This window comes from Rhodococcus oxybenzonivorans (genome assembly GCF_003130705.1).
GTDB lineage: Bacteria > Actinomycetota > Actinomycetes > Mycobacteriales > Mycobacteriaceae > Rhodococcus_F > Rhodococcus_F oxybenzonivorans.
Genome location: NZ_CP021355.1, coordinates 480,898 through 500,511 on the forward strand (window position 1 = coordinate 480,898; position 19,614 = coordinate 500,511).

General features: G+C 66.3%; 18 protein-coding genes and 7 pseudogenes. 15 read left to right on the forward strand and 10 right to left on the reverse strand.

Annotated elements, in window-relative coordinates; all coding sequences use genetic code 11:
• The first annotated feature begins 12 nt into the window (after positions 1-12).
• The 11 genes and pseudogenes from CBI38_RS33195 to CBI38_RS39680 form a co-directional block, all read left to right on the forward strand.
• A complete protein-coding gene (locus tag CBI38_RS33195; protein WP_109335743.1) occupies positions 13-438 on the forward strand; it encodes a Zn-ribbon domain-containing OB-fold protein in 426 nt (141 codons plus the stop codon).
• Positions 439-440: 2 nt separating this feature from the next.
• Positions 441-1,655 carry a thiolase family protein gene (locus CBI38_RS33200; protein ID WP_109335744.1) on the forward strand — a complete coding sequence of 405 codons (1,215 nt, stop codon included), beginning with the start codon at positions 441-443 and terminating at the stop codon, positions 1,653-1,655.
• Complete coding sequence (locus CBI38_RS33205; RefSeq protein WP_109335745.1) at positions 1,652-2,554, forward strand: alpha/beta fold hydrolase; 903 nt, start codon at positions 1,652-1,654, stop codon at positions 2,552-2,554. Before CBI38_RS33200 ends, CBI38_RS33205 begins: the two co-directional genes overlap by 4 nt.
• Positions 2,555-2,606: 52 nt before the next feature.
• A complete protein-coding gene (locus tag CBI38_RS33210) occupies positions 2,607-3,530 on the forward strand; it encodes an alpha/beta hydrolase (RefSeq protein ID WP_162603356.1) in 924 nt (307 codons plus the stop codon).
• Positions 3,531-3,555: 25 nt separating this feature from the next.
• Positions 3,556-5,229 (forward strand): flavin-containing monooxygenase, encoded by a 1,674-nt coding sequence (locus CBI38_RS33215; protein WP_109335747.1) that lies wholly within the window; start codon positions 3,556-3,558, stop codon positions 5,227-5,229.
• 13 nt (positions 5,230-5,242) lie between these two features.
• Positions 5,243-6,796, forward strand: coding sequence for an AMP-binding protein (locus CBI38_RS33220; protein WP_109335748.1), 1,554 nt, complete (start codon positions 5,243-5,245; stop codon positions 6,794-6,796).
• Between the two features lie 58 nt (positions 6,797-6,854).
• The gene (locus CBI38_RS33225) at positions 6,855-7,997 is read left to right on the forward strand and encodes an acyl-CoA dehydrogenase family protein (RefSeq protein WP_109335749.1); all 1,143 of its coding nucleotides are present in this window, start codon (positions 6,855-6,857) and stop codon (positions 7,995-7,997) included.
• A gap of 34 nt (positions 7,998-8,031) precedes the next feature.
• Positions 8,032-9,252 carry an acyl-CoA dehydrogenase family protein gene (locus tag CBI38_RS33230; protein ID WP_109335750.1) on the forward strand — a complete coding sequence of 407 codons (1,221 nt, stop codon included), beginning with the start codon at positions 8,032-8,034 and terminating at the stop codon, positions 9,250-9,252.
• A 20-nt stretch (positions 9,253-9,272) separates the two neighbouring features.
• Positions 9,273-10,079 (forward strand): enoyl-CoA hydratase/isomerase family protein, encoded by an 807-nt coding sequence (locus CBI38_RS33235; RefSeq protein ID WP_109335751.1) that lies wholly within the window; start codon positions 9,273-9,275, stop codon positions 10,077-10,079.
• A complete protein-coding gene (locus CBI38_RS33240; RefSeq protein ID WP_335743651.1) occupies positions 10,076-10,351 on the forward strand; it encodes an AMP-binding protein in 276 nt (91 codons plus the stop codon). Before CBI38_RS33235 ends, CBI38_RS33240 begins: the two co-directional genes overlap by 4 nt.
• Positions 10,352-10,579: 228 nt before the next feature.
• Positions 10,580-10,748 (forward strand): annotated as a pseudogene (locus CBI38_RS39680) (transposase); the annotation flags it as partial.
• 338 nt (positions 10,749-11,086) lie between these two features.
• Here CBI38_RS39680 and CBI38_RS33250 read toward each other — a convergent pair.
• Positions 11,087-11,530 (reverse strand): transposase, encoded by a 444-nt coding sequence (locus CBI38_RS33250; RefSeq protein ID WP_230990423.1) that lies wholly within the window; start codon positions 11,528-11,530, stop codon positions 11,087-11,089.
• Between the two features lie 51 nt (positions 11,531-11,581).
• On the reverse strand, positions 11,582-12,100 hold the full coding sequence (locus CBI38_RS33255; protein ID WP_230990309.1) for a winged helix-turn-helix domain-containing protein: 519 nt from the start codon (positions 12,098-12,100) through the stop codon (positions 11,582-11,584).
• Positions 12,101-12,293: 193 nt separating this feature from the next.
• Here CBI38_RS33255 and CBI38_RS33260 point away from each other — a divergent pair.
• Positions 12,294-12,461 (forward strand): annotated as a pseudogene (locus CBI38_RS33260) (IS1380 family transposase); the annotation flags it as partial.
• 262 nt (positions 12,462-12,723) lie between these two features.
• On the opposite strand, the gene CBI38_RS33265 reads toward CBI38_RS33260, so the two are convergent.
• The 4 genes and pseudogenes from CBI38_RS33265 to CBI38_RS33280 all read right to left on the reverse strand — a co-directional run bounded on the left by CBI38_RS33265 (position 12,724) and on the right by CBI38_RS33280 (position 15,159).
• On the reverse strand, positions 12,724-13,332 hold the full coding sequence (locus CBI38_RS33265) for a TetR/AcrR family transcriptional regulator (protein ID WP_162603357.1): 609 nt from the start codon (positions 13,330-13,332) through the stop codon (positions 12,724-12,726).
• 261 nt (positions 13,333-13,593) lie between these two features.
• Positions 13,594-13,792 (reverse strand): annotated as a pseudogene (locus CBI38_RS33270) (iron chelate uptake ABC transporter family permease subunit); the annotation flags it as partial.
• Positions 13,793-14,454: 662 nt separating this feature from the next.
• Positions 14,455-14,796 (reverse strand): transposase, encoded by a 342-nt coding sequence (locus CBI38_RS33275; RefSeq protein WP_109335755.1) that lies wholly within the window; start codon positions 14,794-14,796, stop codon positions 14,455-14,457.
• 33 nt (positions 14,797-14,829) lie between these two features.
• On the reverse strand, positions 14,830-15,159 hold the full coding sequence (locus tag CBI38_RS33280; protein WP_109335756.1) for an IS110 family transposase: 330 nt from the start codon (positions 15,157-15,159) through the stop codon (positions 14,830-14,832).
• 302 nt (positions 15,160-15,461) lie between these two features.
• Between CBI38_RS33280 and CBI38_RS33285 the strand changes: the two genes are divergently transcribed.
• On the forward strand, positions 15,462-16,616 hold the full coding sequence (locus CBI38_RS33285; RefSeq protein WP_109335757.1) for a thiolase family protein: 1,155 nt from the start codon (positions 15,462-15,464) through the stop codon (positions 16,614-16,616).
• Complete coding sequence (locus CBI38_RS33290; protein ID WP_109335758.1) at positions 16,616-16,990, forward strand: Zn-ribbon domain-containing OB-fold protein; 375 nt, start codon at positions 16,616-16,618, stop codon at positions 16,988-16,990. The genes CBI38_RS33285 and CBI38_RS33290 overlap by 1 nt, the downstream gene beginning before the upstream one ends.
• 29 nt (positions 16,991-17,019) lie before the next feature.
• On the opposite strand, the gene CBI38_RS40805 is transcribed toward CBI38_RS33290, so the two are convergent.
• The 3 genes and pseudogenes from CBI38_RS40805 to CBI38_RS40815 form a co-directional block, all read right to left on the reverse strand.
• Positions 17,020-17,220, reverse strand: a complete 201-nt coding sequence (locus CBI38_RS40805) for a transposase (RefSeq protein WP_418328358.1) — start codon at positions 17,218-17,220, stop codon at positions 17,020-17,022.
• 109 nt (positions 17,221-17,329) lie between these two features.
• A pseudogene (locus CBI38_RS40810) lies at positions 17,330-17,428 on the reverse strand (hypothetical protein); the annotation flags it as partial.
• 34 nt (positions 17,429-17,462) lie between these two features.
• Positions 17,463-17,651, reverse strand: a pseudogene (locus CBI38_RS40815) (hypothetical protein); the annotation flags it as partial.
• Between the two features lie 115 nt (positions 17,652-17,766).
• Here CBI38_RS40815 and CBI38_RS33300 point away from each other — a divergent pair.
• A pseudogene (locus CBI38_RS33300) lies at positions 17,767-17,960 on the forward strand (IS30 family transposase); the annotation flags it as partial.
• Between the two features lie 606 nt (positions 17,961-18,566).
• Here CBI38_RS33300 and CBI38_RS39690 read toward each other — a convergent pair.
• Positions 18,567-19,473 (reverse strand): annotated as a pseudogene (locus CBI38_RS39690) (IS110 family RNA-guided transposase); the annotation flags it as partial.
• Positions 19,474-19,614: the final 141 nt, after the last annotated feature.

Genomic DNA, 19,614 nt, shown 5'->3' on the forward strand with positions numbered 1-19,614 from the left:
GGAGGTGGATTGATGACCCTCAAGACCGAATACCGGAACGGTCCGGTTCCTTGTGACGTTCCGGTCGAACGCCCGTACTGGGAAAGCTGCCGCGAGCACGTGATGCGTATCCAGGCGTGCGACGCCTGCGGCAACTACCGGTTCTATCCCGGCTATGTCTGCGATCGGTGCGGCAGCACCGCGCTGACCTGGACTCCCGTCAGCGGCCGGGGCGAGGTGCACACGTTCAGCATCGTGCACCGTCCCGCCGCGGGATTCGCCGACAGCCCCTATGCGTGGGCGCTCATCGAACTCGAAGAAGGCGCCGTGATGGCGTCGAACGTCGTCGGCTGCCCGGTCGAAGACATCCATATCGGCATGGCGGTCGAGGTGGTCTACGACGACCTCACCGCGGAGTGGACCGTGCCCAGGTTCCGGCCGTCGGAGAAAGGGGCCTAGCAGTGGCTGAGGAACTCGCCGTCATTGTCGGGACCGGGACCACGCGGTTCGCCCGCGTCCGCCCGGATACCGACCAGCTCGGCCTGATGGTCGAGGCATCGCTCGCAGCAATTGAGGATGCGGGCCTGAAGACGACCGACATCGACGGCATCGTGGCTTACGGCGGCAACATCGACGACCGCCTGGAAATCCAGATGAGCGAGCATCTAGGTCTCTACGAGACGCCGGTGTTCGCCTCGATAGACGCCGGCGGCGGAGGGTCCGGGCACCACGTCGAGTTCGCCCGCCACGCGCTGCGCCGGGGCCGGGCCCGACACATCCTGTGCGTCACCGGCTTCCAGGAAAGCTCGTGGGGCAAGCCCACCAAACACGCCAGCGGCTCGGTCGAGGACCTGGCTGGCGCCTCTGGCACCAGCGGCCCGACCGCGCACTTCGTCAATACCGAGCGCCCCTATGGCGGCACGCTGCCGGCGCACTACGGCGCGATCGCCCAGCGGCACATGCACCAGTACGGCACCACGCCCGAGCACCTGGCTGCCGTGGCACACGCCATCCGGGCCAACGGTTCGCTCAACCCTGAGGCGATCAACCGGAATGCGCCGAGCATCGAGGAGATCCTGGCCTCACCGATGATCTCCACCCCACTGACCAAGCTGATGTGTTGCCTGATCAACGACGGTGCCGCCGCGTTTGTCATGACCACGGCCGACCGGGCGCGGGACCTACCCCACAAGCCGGTCTACGTGCTGGGCACGGGCGCCGGGGCGCTGGGTTACTCGCCCAACATCCTGGCCAAGGGCAGCAACGGCTACGACCTGGTCAACACCATGGGCAAGGTCGCGGCCGACGAGGCGTTCAAGGAGGGCGGGCTGAAGCCCAGCGATGTCGACGTGGTCACCCTGTGCGACAACTTCGCCATCACCCCGCTGTTGGCGCTGGAGGACTACGGCTTCTGCGCCAAGGGCGAGGGCGGTGACTTCGTCGGGGACGGGAGCAGGTTGAAGATCGGCGGCGAGTTGCCGGTCAATCCGCACGGTGGCTGGCTCTCGTGCAGCCATGCCGGCATCTTCCACACGAACCTGGTCGAGGCGGTGCGCCAGCTCCAGGGAGTGTGCGGCGAGCGCCAGGTCGACGGGGCCGAGGTCGCCCTGCACGGCGCCAACGGCGGCTCGTTGAACACCCACTCCTGCGTGCTGCTGGCGAACGGGGCGTCATGACCCCGGCCGTGGACGCGACACGTATGAGGATCCCCAGCGGCGACGTGACGCTGGTGGCCGATGCATTCGGCGACCCGGGCGACATCCCTGTGGTTCTGCTGCACGGCGGCGGACAGACCCGCCATTCCTGGCGGGACACCGCCGCCGCGCTGGCCAAGGCGGGGTGGTACGCCGTCGCGGTCGACCAGCGCGGACACGGCGAGAGCGGCTGGTCCTCGGACCGTCGCTACGACCTGCAGCGATTCGCAGCGGATGTGGTCAGCGTCGCCGACCATATCGGCCGGCCACCGGTTCTGGTCGGGGCCTCGCTCGGCGGTAACGCCGCGCTGTCCGCGCTGGGCCGCTACCCGGAGCTGGCGCTCGGGCTGGTGATGGTCGACGTCTCGCCGTTCCTGCAACCGAAGGGACGAGAACGGATCCTGGGGTTCATGACCGGTTACCCGGCCGGCTTCGCCTCATTGGATGAGGTGGCCGACGCGGTCGCCGCCTACCTGCCGCACCGGCCCCGCCCGCGCAACCTGGAAGGGCTGCGCAAGAACCTGCGTGAGCGTGACGGACGGCTCTTCTGGCACTGGGATCCCGAGTTGATGCGGAGGCAGACCGACGACGCGGTCCAGCGGGACGTCCTGCTGGACCCGGCCCGCCTCGGCGCGGCGGCCAACTCGCTGCGGATTCCCACCTTGCTGGTGCGTGGGGCTGAGTCGGACGTGCTGAGTCAGCAGGACGCGCGGCGATTCCTCGAGCTCGTGCCGCACGTCGACTTCCGTGAGGTGGCCGGCGCCCATCACATGGTCGCCGGTGATGACAACACGGCATTTGGCTCGGTACTCGACGAATTCCTGCAACAGAGGATACGTCGCAGATATGAGCTGCTCGCTGAACAGAAGCCCGACAACTGAGGTTTCTCAAACACAATCAACAGGGAAGGTCACAGTGTCTGGCGATAGATGGTTGAAGAGGTTCTTCCGCGAGTTGGAAGGCGCCGGGGTGAAGCCGATGCACGAGGGTAGCCCGGACGCGGCCCGCGCGCAGATTCGAGATGTGGCGATGCTGAACGGAATCGGTCCCGTGATGCACCGGGTGACCGATGACAGCGTTGCGGTGGCGGGCGGCGGATCGGTTCCGGTCCGGATCTTGGTGCCTGTGGCGCGGCCCCGAGCGGTGATCGTCTACTACCACGGCGGCGGCTGGATCGGCGGCTCTATCGACTCGTCGGAGACGATCGCCCGCAAGCTGGCCGAGCGCACGGCCAGTGCGTTCGTCCTGGTGGGCTACCGGCTGGCGCCGGAGAACCCGTACCCCGCCGCCGTCGAGGACGCGTACGCGGCGTTGCAATGGGTGTCGAGCCGGCTGGGCGAGATCGCTGGTGGCGAGGTGCCGCTGATCGTGGCCGGGGACGACGCGGGCGGCAACCTCGCGGCTGTGGTCGCGCTGCGGGCCCGCGACCAGCACGGACCTTCGATCGACCGCCAGATCCTGGTCTGCCCGATTCTGGGCTTCGAGGCCGATCGGTCCACCCCGCTGGACGGCGAGAACCTGTGGGTCGGCCCCGAGACGATCGAATGGTTCTGGGAGCAGTACCTGCCCGACGGCGGCCGGGACCAGGCGCACGCGTCGCCGTTGCTGGCGACCGATCTCGGCGGCCTGCCGCCGGCCATTGTGGTGACGGCCGAGCACTCGCCGGCCCGGGCCGGCGCCGAGCAGTACGCGCAGCGGCTGCGGCAGGCCGGCGTCGCTGTCGATCTCCAGCTTTACCACGGGCAGATTCACGGCTTTTTCAACACGCTCATGCTGCCCCAGGGCGAGCGGGCCTTCCAGCAGGTCATCAAAGCCATCCGAGCACGTTCCGTTAGGCCGGCTCCGTCGACGCTCTGACGTCGGCGAGCAGAAGGAGGAAGTAATGGCACTATCCACGCAACGACCCGTATCGGGCCGTTCCGGCGAGCCAGGCGCCTCGAGTACCGCCACGTATGACGCGGTGGTGATCGGGGCGGGCTTCTCCGGGCTCTACGCGCTGCACCGGCTGCGTGACACGCTGGGCCTGTCGGTCCGCGTGTTCGAGGAGGGCGGAGGAGTGGGCGGCACGTGGTACTGGAACCGTTATCCCGGCGCCCGATGCGACTCCGAGAGCTACGTGTACTGCTATTCCTTCTCGAAGGAGCTGTCTCAGGAATGGCAGTGGTCCGGCCGTTATCCCGAGCAGCACGAGCTATCGGCCTATCTCGAGCACGTGGCCGACCGGTTCGAGCTGCGACGCGACATCGAGCTGAACACCCGGGTCACCTCGGCCCACTGGTGCGAGGACCGCGCGCACTGGGAGGTCGAGACCGACCGGGGCGAACGGGTCACCGCGCAGTACCTGCTGACCGGGGTGGGACTGCTGGCGGCCAAGCGCTACGTGCCCCGGATCGAAGGTCTCGACTCCTTCGAGGGCGAGTGGCACCACACCGGGCGGTGGCCGCAGCAGGGCGTCGACCTGCGCGGAAAGCGGGTCGGCATCATCGGCACCGGCTCGACCGGGGTGCAGGCCATCCCGGTGATCGCCAGGGACGCCGAACACCTGCACGTCTTCCAGCGCAGCCCGCAGTTCACGATTCCGGCCCGGCACGAGCTGGTCGACCGGGCCTTTCTGGACGACATCAAGGCCCACTACGACGACGTCTGGCGCAAGACGCACTGGTCCGCCGGCGGGTTCCCATGGGAGCACAATGGTCTCTCAGCGCTGGAGGTGACCCCGGCCGAGCGGCAGGCGACCCTCGAGTGGCTGTGGGCGGAGGGCGGCTTCAAGTTCGTGTTCGGCTCGTACAAGGATTTGCTGGTCGACCGGCGGGCCAACGACTTCGTCTCGGAGTTCATCCGGTCCAAGATCCGCGAGCGAGTGAACGATCCCGCGGTCGCCGAAAAGCTGTTGCCGGTCGACCACCCGTTCGGCTCACGGCGCCCGATCGTGGACACCAACTACTTCGAGACCTACAACCGGGACAACGTCACGCTGGTCGACATCCGGGACAACCCGATCACGGAGATCACGCCCAAGGGAATCCGGACCGAGGACGGTGACGTCGATCTCGACGTGATCGTGTTCGCCACCGGGTTCGACGCGGTGACCGGCCCGTTCTTCCGCATCGACATCCGGGGCAAGGACGGGCTCACGCTCAAGGAACACTGGAACGAAGGTCCCCGGTCCTACCTGGGCCTGGCCAACACCGGCTTCCCCAACCTGTTCACGATTTTCGGACCCGGATCGACGTTCCCCAACGCACCGGTCGGCATCGAGCATCACGTGGACTGGATCGCGGACTGCATCCGTCACATGCGCCAGAATGGTGCGGACGTGGTCGAGGCCTCGCCCGAGGCCGAGGAAGCTTGGATGGACCGGCTGCGTGGGGAGGCGGACAAGACGCTCGTCCCGCTGGCCGACTCCTGGCTGACCGGCGCGAACATCCCCGGGAAACGCCGCCAGGTGCTGATCTTCATCGGGCACTTCGGCCACTACCGCAAGCTGGTCGACGCGGTGGCGACCAACGGCTACCAGGGATTCGAATTCGCCTCGCAGCGGGTGGTCACGGCATGAAGGTAGCCGGGTCATGGTGAATATCGGTCTCGTCTCGGCCAAGTGGGCCGCGCTCACCCCGGAGCGCGACGCGGTGGTCGACACCTCCACAGGTCGCCGTATGAACTGGAGGAAGCTTGATGAGCGGGTGCGCAGGCTGGCCAACGGTCTGCGCGGCAGCCGGGACGGCGGCCTCGGCCTGAGCAAAGGCGACGGAGTCGCGGTTTTGGCTCGCAACAGCATCGAGCTGCTCGAGGTCTACCTGGTTGCCGCCCGGGTCGGCCTGATCGCCGAACCGCTGAACTGGCGGCTGAGCACCGAGGAGCTTGGGCGCATCGTTCGTGACGCCGGCCCGAAGGTCCTGATCAGCTCGGACGAGTTCGCCCACATGACCGTCGACCTGCAGTCCGAGGTCGACGTGGCGCACTGGCTGCAGTGCGGCCCGGACGGGGATGGTTCCTACGAGCAGCTGGTTGCCCGGTCGTCGGATGAGGAGCAGCAGTGGTCGTGCGAGGTGGGCGACGACGATCCGTGCTTCATGCTCTACACGGGAGGTACGACCGGCAAGCCCAAGGGGGCGCTGCACAGCCACCGCTCGGCGTTGCACGGCATGTGGAACCAGACCGTCGCCGAGCGCATCGTGCCCTCGGACGTGCATTTGGTGACCGGGCAGATGTTCCACATCGTGATCCTGCTGGCCTGGAACTATCTGCGGCACGGCTGTCCGATCGTGCTGATGAACTTCGAGGCCCGGACCTCGCTGGAGGTCATCGAGGCCGAGCGGGTCTCAACTTTCCTGGGCGTGACCACGATGCTCAACTGGATGATGGCCGCGCCGGGCTTCTCCGGCTACGACCTCTCCAGCCTACGCAACATCCAGTACGGCGGCGGACCCATGCCCTCCTCGGTGGTCAAGGCGGCGCTGGACGCCTTCCCGTGCACCCTGAACCAGGGCTACGGCATGACCGAGGGCGGCACAATGTGCTTCCTGACCCCGGAAGAGCACGTCGACGCGCTGCGGGGCGTGCACCCGGAACGCCTGCGGTCCTGCGGGCGCGAGGGCATCAACACCACCCTGCGGATCGTGGACGAGTACGGGCGAGAGGTACCGAGGGACGGCCGGACCATCGGCGAGATCGTGGTGCGCTCCGAGGCGAACATGCTGCGCTACTGGAACCAGTCGGAGCTGACCGCGCAGACGCTGCGCGACGGCTGGCTGTGGACCGGCGACCTCGCCGCGTGGGATGACGACCGGTACGTGTTCATCATCGACCGAGCCAAGGACATGATCATCTCGGGCGGCGAGAACATCTACTCGGTGCAGGTCGAGGAGGCGGTCAACCACCACCCGGCGGTGCTCGAATGCGCGGTGATCGGGGTTCCCGACGAGGAGTGGGGCGAGACCGTCAAGGCGTTCGTCGTGCTCAAACCGCGGTCCACGGCGACCGAGGCGGAGATCATCGACACCGCCCGGGTACACCTGGCCTCCTACCAGAAGCCGCGGTCGGTGGAGTTCGTGGACGCCCTGCCGAAGGCCCCAACGGGAAAGATCCTCAAGCGAGAGCTGCGCGAGCGCTATCTGTCCTGAGTGGACGACCGCCGGGCGTGAGTGCACAAGACATCGATGAACGGAGAGGAGAACGCGAATGAAGGTCGATCTTTCGGCGGAACAGACGGAGTTGGGGGAGGCCTCGCGTCAGCTGCTGATGCGGGAGTGGACCTCCGCCGACGTGCGCGCGGCGGCACGGCCCCTGGGGTCGGGCCACGCCCCAAAGCTGTGGCAGCGTCTCGCCGACGCGGGCTGGCTGTCGCTGGCTTTCCCCGAGTCGGTCGGCGGCGATGGGGGCTCCCTGATCGACCTGGCGGTCATTGTCCGCGAGGCCGGCCGGGCGCTGGTACCCACCACGCTGTCCAGCACGCTGCACGCCGGGCTGCTGCTGCACCAGCTGGGCACCGAGGAGCAGCTCGAACGCTGGCTGCGCCCGCTGATGCGAGGCGAGCTGCTGGCCACCGTGGCCTACGCCGAGTCATCGGCCGAGCACAAGCCGGCCGCTTACGAGACGCTGGCCCGGCCGGCGAGCGGCGGGTGGCGCGTGAACGGCCGCAAGATATTCGTCGAGAACGCGTCGGTGAGCGACGTGGTCATCGTCGTCTGCCAGGTCGCCCAGCAGCAGGCCGACCCGGGGTTTGGCCTGTTCGTGGTGCCCCGCGACCGCCCGGGCGTGCGGCTGCGGCCGCTGGCGACCTTCGGGCACGACCTGCAGGACGAGCTCACGCTGGACGACGTGGTGCTCGACTCTGGCGCACGGCTGGGCAGCGGCGCTGACGGCGGGCCGGATGCCCTGTCTCGCTTCTACCACGTGGCCGAGGTGATGGCCGCGCTCACCAGCGTGGAGATGATCGGCGGCGCGCAGGCGGTGATCGACCAGACGAGCGATTACCTGGCCGCGCGGCACGCGTTCGGCAAGCCGATCGGCTCGTTCCAGGCCGTGCAGCACCACATGGCCAACGCGGCGATGGCGGTCAAAGGCGCCGAGCTGGCCGGATGGCAGGCGCTTTGGCGCCTCGCCGAGAGCTTGCCCGCCACCCGGGAGACCGCCATCGCCAAGTCCAGCGCCGGCCGGGCCTACCGGGAGGCGACGGTGATCGCCCACCAGTTGTGGGGCGGCATGGGATACGCCGAGGAGAGCGACCTGCATCTGTGGTCGCGCCGGGCGGTCGCGGCCGACCTGCGGCACGGCTCCTCGGCCTGGTACATCCAGCGGCTGGCCGACCGGTTCGCGCTATGACCGTAACCGACGAACGATTCCAGGGGTGCTTGCGATGAGTGGAGATGACCAGGGCGGAATGCGTTTCGCCCTCACGCCGGACGAGCAGGCGTGGCAGGAGGAGGTGCGGTCGTTCGCGCTGCACTACGTGGAGGCCGGGCTCGATCGGATCGAGGACGAGCGACGGTTCGGCCACAGCGCGGGCCCGCTGCGCGAGCTGGAGCGACGATTCTACGGGGACCTCGGCGAGCGCGGCTGGAACTCGCTGCACTGGCCGCGCGAATACGGCGGCCAGGAGGCGAGCGCGGCGGTCAGCGCCATCCTGAACTTCGAGCTGGAGTATCACGGCCTACCCGAGCTCGACTGGACCGTCTCGACGCTGGCCCCAGCCATCATCAAGCTCGGCAGTCTCGAGAACATCGACATGTGGCTGGAGAGGATCCGCCGTGGCGAGGTCAGCTGCTCGCTGGGCTACTCCGAGCCCGAGGCCGGCACCGATCTGGCCAGCCTGCGCACCAGCGCCGTGCGACGCGGCGACACCTACGTCATCAACGGCGAGAAGTGCTGGCAGAGCGGCGCGCACCACATGACTCACGTCTGGCTGGCCGTGCGGACCGATCCCACCGCGCCCAAGCACCGGGGCATCTCGATCGTGATCGTGCCGCTGGACGCGCCCGGGATACGGATCGACCCGGTCTGGGTCTGGTCCGGCTACCGCACCAACATCATCAGCTTCACCGACGTCGAGGTCCCGGTCTCCCACCTCATCGGGGAGGAGAACGGTGGCTGGAAGCTGATCACCGCGGCGCTGGACTTCGAGCGGGCCGAGGTCGGTGCCCGGGTGATGGGCCGGCTGCGGCGCATGCTCGACGACCTCGTCACGTACTGTCGCACCGCCGTGTGCGACGGCACGGTGCTCATGGCCGATCCCGAGGTCCGCCGCCGGCTGGCCGAGCTGGAGTCGGAGGTCGAGATCGTCAGCCTGCTCACCCACGAGGTGTGCGCGCTGGTCGACCGGGGCGAGACGCCCACCGTAGTCGGCACCATGCAAAAGGTGCTGGCCTCGGAGCTGCGGACGAAGGTCACCAGCGCAGCGTTCGACCTCATGGGGCTACCCGGCCAGCTCGACGGCAGCGACCCGCTGGCCCCGATGTACGGCCAGCTCGAGAAGGAGTATCGGGACGCACCCCGGCAGCGGTTCGGCGGCGGAACCAACGAGGTGCTGCGGGACGTCATTGCCCAGCGCGGGCTGGGACTGCCCCGCACCGCTCGATAACACCAATTTGAGGAGTGAGCATGAACTACGCCGACTACACGATGCTGAAGTTCCGCGAGGACGACGGCGTCCTGACCATTGCACTCAACCGGCCGGAGCGGCTGAACGCCTGGAACGAAGCACTGCACAACGAGTTGTCCCAGGTGTTCGACGACGTCTCGCGGGACTTCAGCATCCGGGCCGTGATCCTCACCGGCAACGGCACGGCGTTCTCCGCTGGCGGTGACATGGACTGGCTGCAGGAGCTGGCCGACGACCAGCAGCGCTGGGACCGCATCGCTGCCGAGGGCCGGCGCATCGTGATGGGGATCCTGGAGTGCCGCCAGCCGGTCATCGCCAAGCTGAACGGGCCAGCAGCCGGTGGTGGCGCGACGATCGCCCTGTACAGCGACGTCGTGTTCGCCTCGGACCGCGCGAGCATCGGTGACCCGCACGTCCGGGTCGGCTTCGCCGCCGGCGACGGGGGCTCGGGAATCTGGCCCTACCTGGTCGGTTTCACCCGAGCCCGGGAGTTCCTGTTCACCGGCGAGATGATCCCGGCGGCCCGGGCGGCAGAGATCGGCCTGATCAACCATGTCGTAGCACACGACGAACTCGATGCCCGAGTCGAACAGTTCGCCCGGCAGCTGGCCGACGGGCCCATTCAGGCGATCCAGTGGACCAAGCAGGCGGTCAACCAGCCGCTGCGCCAGCTGGTGGCGGCCAACCTCGACCTGTCGCTCTCGCTCGAGGCGCAGTCGAACTCGACCGAGGAGCACCGCGAGGGAATCCGAGCGCTCAAGGAGAAGCGCAGCCCCCGGTTCCGTAACGTGCCCAGCCCGGCCTGACGACCGGCGGCGAGGCGGCGAGGCGGAGGTGGCAGCATGCAGCCGATCCACGGCACTGGAACTTCGAACACGGCCGGACGGTGCACCCCGATGCGCGGGTCGTCCGCTACGACGACACCAGCACCGCGAGCCTCACCTTCGCCGAGCTGGCCGATCAGGCGGCACGCCTGGCCGGTGCGCTGCACGGCCTCGGGGTGCGCCGGGACGACCTGGTGGCGACTCTGTGCTGGAAACATCCCTGCTCAGTCGCCACTTCGCGGTGCCGTCTATAGGCCGGTGCTGCACACGCTACGGGTGTATTTGACGGTTCACCCGAGACCTACCACTCGGCGAGTCTCAGGTGGGGGAACCGCAACCTCAGGGTCCAGACGGACCGGGACAACTTCCGCCTTGAGGGCTTTCCGGTATGCCAACGCGGCTATTCCGTTGCGGAGTTTCGGTGTCATCGTCCGCGCCAGACGGGGCGCCGCTTCTCGGCGAATGCTCTGGCTCCTTCCCGTGGTCTGCCCATCTACTTCGCCAATCCCCAACAGCCCTTGGCAACGCGGGACCAACGAAAACACCAGTGGGCTACTACACCAATACTTCCCGAAGGACACCGACCTGTCTTTCCGCGGGCCGGGCATCCTCGACAACGTTGCCGCCGAACTCAACAACCGGCCCCGCAAACATCCACGGATTCCTCAGGCCCGCCGAAAAACTCAACGAAATCCTACACTCACACCTGACCGATCCTGTTGCAAGCGACCGCCTGAATTTACCGATGACACGCTTCGTCGCGCGGATGGCGAGCGCGGCGTTTTCGGCGATCCGCTCCGAGAACTTCAGCGCCGCTTCCAGTGCTTGTCCGTCATCGGCCACGACGTTAACGAACCCGAGATCCGCGCCGATGGGTCGAGGGCGAAGGTACTATAGATTTTTCGGTAATTGAGTGAGAATTTCTCATGGAGAAAGTCCGGTGTGGTCGAGGAAACCGTGACACAGGTCGTAGCTCGAGCACATCCGGGTCAATCCGGTCCCGGCCGCGATGCGGACCTCGTCGAGGATATCGGGGCACAGGTTGGCAGTTCGGTGGACCTCATGTTGCCCCGGACTTGTTCGATGGGATTGAGTTCAGGCGCATACGCTGGCAGTCGTTCGACGTGAAGCCAATCGCGTTGAGTGGCCAGCCACGCGGTCATCGCCTTGGGCCGGTGGGCCATGAGCCCGTCCCGGATCACAATGATCTCCTCGCCCGTGAAGTGGGCGCGCAGTTCGGTGAGGAACTCGATGAGCTTGTCGGTGTTGTACGAGCCGTCGGTCATGGAGAACACAAACGCGCTTTCGCTGCGGTCGGGCCGATAGGCCAGGACTCCGGCCATGGACATGCGTGTCCAGGAGAATCGGTGATGCAGCACAGGTGTCACACCTTTCGGCGCCCAGGTTGCGCGGACCGCCGGGAGCAGTGACACACCACTTTCGTCCTGGAAGCAGATCCACGCACCTCGGCGCCGCGCCCTTTTTTACCGCGGCCGCTCGTTCTCGCTCCAGGCGACGATAGCGTCCTCGCCGCGTTCGACCGCCCGCCGTGCGGGGCGCTGCCGACTCCAGCCCAGTCGGGTCCGCAGGATCGTCCAGGTCTGCGTGGGTCCGTAGGTCACGCCGGTGAGCCGCTCGATCACGATAGCGACCCTGCCCAGGGTCCACACTCCGGTAGCGAAGCCATTCGCTTGGGGTCCTTTGCGTAGTACCTCTCGGATCGCCTCGATCTGGGCGTCATCGAGCCGCGGCCGGCGCCCCGCACGCCCAGCACCTTCCAACGCCTCACGGCCGCCCTCGGCCCACTGCCGAAACCAGCGTGACGCGGTCTGTTGGGACACCTCCAACTCGACAGCGACCTCGACCTGCCGTCGTCCCGCGGCAAACATCTCCGCCGCCCGCATCCGCCGACCACGCAACGCGTCGAGATTGCGGCGACCGCTGCGCTGCTTGACTTTTCGTGCGCCGGACTCCTTGCCGGAACCGGTTTCCTTCCCTGTCATTCATCAATGATCAAGCAACACGATGCGAAACACGCGCAACGACACACCCTATTACCGAAACACCTTTGCCTCGCGCTTTCACCCTGAACCGGAAGTGGGCCTGTGTTGCTCAGAAGGAAAGGTGTCCTGAACTGCAAGAATATGACTTGCTGAGGGTCATGTTCGTGCGAGTTCGAGGAGCCCCGACCACGCCGCACGTCGGTGGGAACCGAAACGTCCACGTCTGCGCCTGTTCTCGATCGGCGGCCGCGTCGCCCGCGACGCCAGACGAACCCACCTCCGCCTGTCCGTGCACGCACCGTGGAAGGGGCTGATCGGAGCCGCCCTCACCCGGCTCGCGGCGATACCCGCGCCGACCTGACCAGCAGCAACCGCCCGACCAGATGAAAGGACCTCTCACACCGGGACCGTGGAACCCGGCGCCCACCCGACCGCGTCGGCAGGTCGCTCGAGCCCGAGGGCCGGGCACACTACCGAAACAACCAATCCGAACCCGACCAGCACAGCACATCAGCCCGAGGAAAGATCGAGGTTAGTAGCTCCCTCACTCGGCCGTGGGGCGACTGATCAGCGCGCCACCTCAGAAGAGTCGCCTTATCCAATGGCTTGCTACCCACCAGCAATCAGGCTTTGATGCCCGACATCACCAGATTCCAGACGTGCTCGGTGATCTTCTCAGTAGTCACCGAGCCACCGGGCCGGTACCAGTTGTATGGCCACCCGCACAGAGCGAAGATGCTGAGCCGGATCATCCGCACGTCCGGAATGACAAAATCACCCGAGTCACGCCCGACCAGCAGTACGTACTCGATTTGCTCGTTGTAGTACTGACGTCGCTCGGAGATACGGGCACGCATGGACGACGGGAGGAACTCTGTTGCATTCTCATAGAAACACCGGACCTGCCCTCGATGGGTGTCCAGGGACGTCAGCATATCCTTCATGAGCAGGAACAGCCGATCTGACGGGGGCAGCTGCCGGCGCTCCGGGTCCTCCGACGCAGTGATCAGCATCTCTAGGTACTCGCCCAGGAGCTGATTCAGGAGCGCGGCCTTGGACGGGAAGTAGTGGTACAGCGTCGGTTTTGCGATACCGGCCCCATCGCAGATAGCATTGAGTGAAGTATTCTGGTAGCCGAGCTCCGCAAACGAGTCCGATGCGGCGCGCAAGATCAGGCCACGGCGATCTAGACTCTTGGTCGGCACCACAGCCTTCGGTTCGAAGCCGATCACGGCATCCTCATAATGACTCGACATAAACGCTAGGCTACCAAATGACCGAACGGGCGGTCGACCGGCCGCTGAGAGTCCCAACCGGTCACTTGTACCGGAGATGAAACCGGTGTCAGGCGTTCACCGGGACCCCACCGCCATCGACCTCGCTAGGCAGCCGTTTCAGGGTCGAGACCCCGACGTGGTGACCACAGAGCTATGCAACACCCTAAACCGATCGATCGGACGGGGAGCACGTCACGCTAGCCGGCGTGATCGCGAGAGGACGGCTAGCGCCGCGCCGGCGTTGATCCCGAGGATCGATCCCTGGATCGGCAGCGGATAGCCGGTGGCGCCCTGCATCAGTGCGCCCGCCAGGCCGAGCGCGGGACCGACGAGGAGCCGCGACCAAGGTCCGGGGAACGCGCACCTCGGATACAACGAGCTGATCCTCGCTCGCCCCGCCACGCGAAGCCAGGATGGCGACGACGTCGGATCACAGGATGGAAGCTCACGGTGTCCGCGTCCGTGGTGGGTGCCCGTTCCGGGCCGAAAATGGTGTGATGGGCACGTCTCGACGCCGTCTCTCTATGGTCCTTCGAGGCCGCCGCCTAGACGATATGGAGTGACGCAAGACTTGTCGTGGGAGAGTTCGCTCCCGCTGAAGCCCAGAGGAGGTTCTCCCCGGTCCGGTGAAGAATTCGCCAGCCGGGAACGGCAACGGCCTCGATGCTCGTCACTGACCGGCGCTGGCAAGATGCTGGCCTCCAGTCTACCGACCCATCGGTCGAGTCAGATCGCCCACCATAATCGGAGGTCGATGACGACATGGTTGCAAGCTGGGACAAGCTGGGACGGGCGAGGCTGGACGTACCAGGATAAGCTTGTTTTGCGTTTCGGCTGGTACGGGCCGTGGCATTCGCGGTTGACGAAGCATCCGGCTACATGGTTACATGTAGCCTACATCGCTCCCGACCGCCTGGATGGTCGGTCAATCCATCTACGAATTCGACAAAGGACATCTCACTCGTGTTGTCAAGAACCTTCGAGGCGGTTGCGCCGATACAAGGGTCGGGAGTGGGAGCTTTGGCGGATCGATATTTGAGCCGACAGGTACATTGCTCGCAGCAGAACTTGGTGGTATCACGTAGGCCGTCGCAGTTTTCCGTTGACGCGGCCGGAATCGCGGGGCTGGGGAGCGAGGTCGGCGAACCCGGCCAGCTGGCCGACGCTGGTGAATGCATTTATGTCGCCGCCTGTGGCGGCGAGGAACTCCGCACCGAGTTTGGGTCCGAATCCGGGCATGCTCATGATGATCTCGGCGGATTGGTCGTCGCAAAATCGGGTCTCGGCGTCGTCGAGGTCGGTGAGCTCCGTGTGGGCCGGCACCCCTTTCGCCAGACGGGCGACTACCTGCGCGGACACGGTGTCGCCGGGCAACGCGATGCTCTGCTGGTCCGCGGCGGCAACAACTTCCAGGGCCAAGGTCGCGGTAGCGCGAACGTGCGGTTTGCGCCGTCACGCCTCCATCCGTGCTGCTCCGGCTCGTCTGATCTGACTTGGGGTTTGATACCGGGTCAGCAAGATCGGCGGGCCTTTGTTGGTCAGAGTCAGCGCACGTTCCAGGGCGGGGAACACTTCGAGCAGTTGTGCCCGCAACCGGTTGATCTGTCGGGTCCGGTCGAAAACCACATCGAGGCGACGTCCGGTCAGTATCCGCATGTCGACGGCGATCTCATCTCCGGGGCACATGAGGCCGATATCGCGTCGAACGCGTGTCTGATCAGCGATGATGAACGCGTCGCGAGCGTCGTCCCCGCCCCGGTTGAGGTCAATCGCCCTCAGCACCTCTTCCCCACCAACGAGGGCGAGGGCTGTGTCGCGATCAGTCCGGCAAGGGCGGTCTCGTCGTTAGTGAGGCGTTCCGACAGCAGTCGGTCACCGGCGGAGTTGATGACCCGTAATGGTGATGTTCTTACTGATATCGCTTCCTGCCCAGACAGTCTCGGGTACCAGCCTTACCCTCTCGATCGGAATGCTCCAGTCGCGCAATCCCCTGGCAGCCTGGACCGACGCACTCGAGTTCGCTGGGCGGCGTGCCCGGCTCGCGGGCGCCCCCGGGCTGACGGGCCGAAAAGAGGAGACTGAGGATGCAACACGCTGCCGCCATCGTTGGCGCGGCCGTGACCGAGGTCGGGAAGGTCTACGGCCGCAGCGGTCGGTCCTTCGCCGCGGAAGCGGTACGGCTCGCCGTTGCCGACGCGGGTCTCACCCTGGCCGACGTCGACGGGCTACTGATCAACACGGGCAAGGCCGGCGGTGTCGACCTCACGCTGGCCCGGCGCCTGGGACTGCGTGACCTGCGGGTGCTCAGCGAGGTCAACGCCTTCGGTGCGTCGGCCGGCATCATGGTCGCCCAGGCCGCTGCCGCGGTTCTCTCGGGAACAGCGGAGGTGGTGGTGTGTGTCTTCGCCGACGCACCTCGGCAGCCCGGCGATTCGTCCGGCGCCGCTTACCGGGCGTCCTCCTTGCAGGCCACCGGGTTCCGCAGCGCAGAGACCGCGGCCGGGTTCACCAGCGTCAACCACCGGTACGCCCTCGCGGCCAGCCGCTATCTGAACCATTACCGGATCCCGCAGGACCATTTGGGCGCCGTTGCGGTGTCCCAGCGAGCGTGGGCCGTGGACAACCCCATGGCCCAGATGCGCACCCCACTGACCTTGGACGACTACCACCGATCGCGCTGGATCGTGGAACCGTTGCACCTGCTTGACTGCTGCCTTGTCTCCAACGGCGGCGCCGCCGTCGTGGTCACGACCCCGGAGCGTGCCGCGGACCTCGCCCAACCGCCCGTACGGGTCCTCGGCTGGGGACAGTCGCATCCGGGCTACATCCTCGAGCGCGGGTCGGACTTCGGGCTGGTCACGGGCGCGGCTTCCGCGGGGCCCGCCGCGCTGAAGATGGCCGGGCTGACCCCCGCCGACATCGACCTGCGGCAGATCTACGACTGCTACACCTACACCGTTCTGGTCACGCTCGAGGACTACGGATTCTGCGGTAAGGGTGAAGCAGGCGAGCTCGCCGCGAGCGGAGCCCTCGCCCCGGGCGGGACACTGCCGACCAACACCGGCGGCGGCCAGCTGTCCGCTTTCTACCTCTGGGGCATGACGCCGCTGATCGAGGCCGTGACCCAGATACGCGGGCATGCCGGCGTACGTCAAGTACCCCGTCACGAGACGGCGATCGTCAGCGGCAACGGCGGAATCCTCGATCATCACGCCACACTCGTGCTGGGAGGTGTCTGATGGCAGAGCTACGCCCACACCGCGACGAGGACTCGGTGGAATGGTTCGACGGGCTCGCCGCAGGCCGGCTGTTGATCAGATGTTGCGTCGCCTGCGGCCGCGAGAGCCGGCCCGACACCACTGCCTGCCCTGGGTGCCGGGGCACGGATCTGGGATGGGCCACGGCTTCGGGCACGGGCACGGTGGTCAGTCTCGTCGTCGACCACAGCCGGCCGGAACCGCTGTCCCTGGGTTTGGTCGAACTCGACGAAGGACCGTGGCTGCACGTGCGGATCACCGGAAATCCGGGTGTGGCGATCGGCGACCGCGTGCGCCTGACCGTGTGCTCGCCGGAAGACAGTAACCCCATCCCCGTGTTCGCCGTCGAACGTTGACGAATCAGGCTAACCAACCGGCACCGTCCTCAGCGGAGGTAACCTCGATTTCCAGGATTTCCCGGTAGCCCTCCGTTGACCCCAACAGCGACCAGGGTGTGCACGTTGACCATCCTCCCGTTCTCGCGGACCTTGAGGACGAGGGCGTCGGCGGCCACGAACGTGTACGGGCCGGCGTCGAGCGGGCGGCTGCGGAACGCCTCCACCTGGGCATCGAGATCCTTGGCCATCACGGACACCTGCGATTTCGGCAGCGAGGTGATACCGAGGGAATCGACGAGCTTTCTCCATCCGCCGAGTGGAGACTCCGAGCAGGTAGCAGGTGGCCACCACCGACGTCAGGGCCTTCTCGACACGCTTGCGGCGCTGCAGCAACCAGTCCGGAAAGTATGAGCCGGAGCGCAGCTTCTTCGATCGCCACGTCGAGAGTGCCGGCACGGGTATCGAAGTCCCGATGGCGATAGCCGTTCCGGCTGTTGACGCGGTCCTGAAGAGCGTTCACCGAAGCCGGCGCCGCATAAGCTGTCGGCCTCGGCGCCCATGAGTGCGTCGATGAACGTGGACAGCAGTTGCGCAGCAGGTCGGGGCTGGCGTGGTGAGGCGGTCGGTCAGGAACTGGTGCAGGTCGATATCGTGGGCAGTGGTCATCGCGTTCCTTCATCGAGTGACTTTGGTCGGTCTCTCGAAGAGTCACGCGATGGCCGCCTTTCTCTGGTTACGAAACGCCGGTCAGATCCGAATCCGGTCCGTACACATAGATGATGGATACGGCCGCGGGCCCCGCGGTTGGTCGCTGGACCGGCCGCAACAAGCCACACCGGGCCGGATCGATGCTGGGTGCAGGCGTGGAGTCCTGAGCAGATCGCGCATCGAATCGGAACCAACTTCCCGGACGATCCGCTGTTGCGAATCAGTCACGAGGCCATCTAGCAGGCTACACGTCGAAGGGCGGGGTGGTCTTGATCGAGAGAGATTCTGACCTGAGTTGCACCAGTTTAGTGTGCCGACCCTGATCGGCGAATCGGGATTTCGAGGGCATCGAGAATGCTCTCTCGGCGTCGTCGGTGAGTGGATCGAGGGCTGTGCTCGTGGCCGGTGATCGAGATGGCGATTTCCTGCAGTGGACGCAGGGTCCGCACAACTTCGCAGCGATCAGGTCAGCGAATCGGTGAATTCAGGACGATTTGTCATCCCCGAAGGGGCGGGGCCTGTCAAAGGGTGCTGTTCAAGCTGTTCCGGCCTCCATGCGGACGGCGCCGGACAAGGGCCGTCGGTCAAGATGCAGCGCCCGCAGCGCAGCGAGGACGAACGATCTTGACGGTGGCCCGGAACGGCGCACACTGATGCGAGAGTCGGGGGCGGTGTGTCGTTGTGTGTGAGGCAACGTCTCCAGTGTGATGCGTATGGGTTTGGGGCAGGGCCAGATTCCTCCGGCTGCCGGTCATCCCTTCGTCCGGCGATGGGGCGGACATGGAGCGGTGCGGTGGCAACACCGCGGGGTCAATCAAGCGGCACGACCACACCGCGATGCGGGGTCAGACAAATTAGCGGCCGCGCGCGTGCTGCGTCCGGGTGCTCACGCCGCCGTCCTCTTGTAGGCCAGGTGCGCGGATGTGCTCGTCGCGCAGCCCGTAGTAGACGAGGGTGAGCAGCTTGGGGGCCGCGGCGACCTTGCCGATGTTCTTGCCGCGGCGGGCCTCGATGCGTGCACGATCGACGGAAAGCTTCGTGGCGGCGGGTTGGTGCTGGATGGCCTCGACCGCCGCCCATCGGACCAGTTTGCTGCCCTGCTTGGTGATGTGCCCACGATGGACGACGGTGTCCGACTCGTGGTGACGCGGGGTCAGTCCCGCCCACGAACACAACCGGTCCGGTCCCGCAAACCGTTAGCCGTCTCCGATTTCGGCGATGAATACCGCACCGAGGATCGGACCAACGCCGGGCAGCTGCTGAATGACGCGGTAGCCGGGATGATTCCGCAGCTGGCCGGCGATCGCGGTGGTGAAGTGTGCCTCATGGCTGTCGAGGACGTCGATCACCTCGAGCAGTGAGACAACCCGCTGCGCGTACGCCGCGCCGAGTAAGACCTTCGCCAGCCGTCGGCGGCCGTCGACGCCGAACAGGTCCGAAACGGGGATCAACTGGCCTTCCTTGGCAAGCACTGCGTGCACCTGCGCCTTGAGGCCAGAACGGATCGCGACCAGCTTTGCCCGGTAGCGCACCAACTCGCGCAGCTCCCGCACCGGAGGAGGCGCGATCCAGGCCTCGGGTAGACGGTTCATCCGCAGCAGATCCGCCAGATCAGACGCGTCGCGGACATCGTTCTTCACACGACGGTAGCGGAATCCTTGGACACCCAACGGGTGTGCCAGATGTACGCGTGCACCGGCAGCCTGCAGTGCGTCGACCGCCCAGTACCAGCCGTAGGTGGCTTCGAGTACCACTTCCTGGTGTTCTCCGGCTTTCTCGAGCTGCAAGACCAGGCGAAACAGGTAGTTCTCCCCGTGACGCAGATAATACCTGCTTGGTTAGCTCGAATGCGAAATCTAAGTCGCTGTGAGGACGCTGGTCCGGACGAGACACGTCGTGACAAACCCGGCCGGCATGGAAGCACCGACTCAATC

What these genes read in the sequence shown, in the direction of transcription:
- CBI38_RS33195 (WP_109335743.1), top strand. Translation starts at nt 13, where the DNA reads ATGACCCTCAAGACCGAATACCGGAACGGTCCGGTTCCTTGTGACGTT.
- CBI38_RS33205 (WP_109335745.1), top strand. Translation starts at nt 1,652, where the DNA reads ATGACCCCGGCCGTGGACGCGACACGTATGAGGATCCCCAGCGGCGAC.
- CBI38_RS33215 (WP_109335747.1), top strand. Translation starts at nt 3,556, where the DNA reads ATGGCACTATCCACGCAACGACCCGTATCGGGCCGTTCCGGCGAGCCA.
- CBI38_RS33220 (WP_109335748.1), top strand. Translation starts at nt 5,243, where the DNA reads ATGGTGAATATCGGTCTCGTCTCGGCCAAGTGGGCCGCGCTCACCCCG.
- CBI38_RS33225 (WP_109335749.1), top strand. Translation starts at nt 6,855, where the DNA reads ATGAAGGTCGATCTTTCGGCGGAACAGACGGAGTTGGGGGAGGCCTCG.
- CBI38_RS33230 (WP_109335750.1), top strand. Translation starts at nt 8,032, where the DNA reads ATGAGTGGAGATGACCAGGGCGGAATGCGTTTCGCCCTCACGCCGGAC.
- CBI38_RS33235 (WP_109335751.1), top strand. Translation starts at nt 9,273, where the DNA reads ATGAACTACGCCGACTACACGATGCTGAAGTTCCGCGAGGACGACGGC.
- CBI38_RS33255 (WP_230990309.1), bottom strand. Translation starts at nt 12,100, where the DNA reads ATGACAGGGAAGGAAACCGGTTCCGGCAAGGAGTCCGGCGCACGAAAA.
- CBI38_RS33285 (WP_109335757.1), top strand. Translation starts at nt 15,462, where the DNA reads ATGCAACACGCTGCCGCCATCGTTGGCGCGGCCGTGACCGAGGTCGGG.
- CBI38_RS33290 (WP_109335758.1), top strand. Translation starts at nt 16,616, where the DNA reads ATGGCAGAGCTACGCCCACACCGCGACGAGGACTCGGTGGAATGGTTC.
- CBI38_RS40805 (WP_418328358.1), bottom strand. Translation starts at nt 17,220, where the DNA reads ATGGCCAAGGATCTCGATGCCCAGGTGGAGGCGTTCCGCAGCCGCCCG.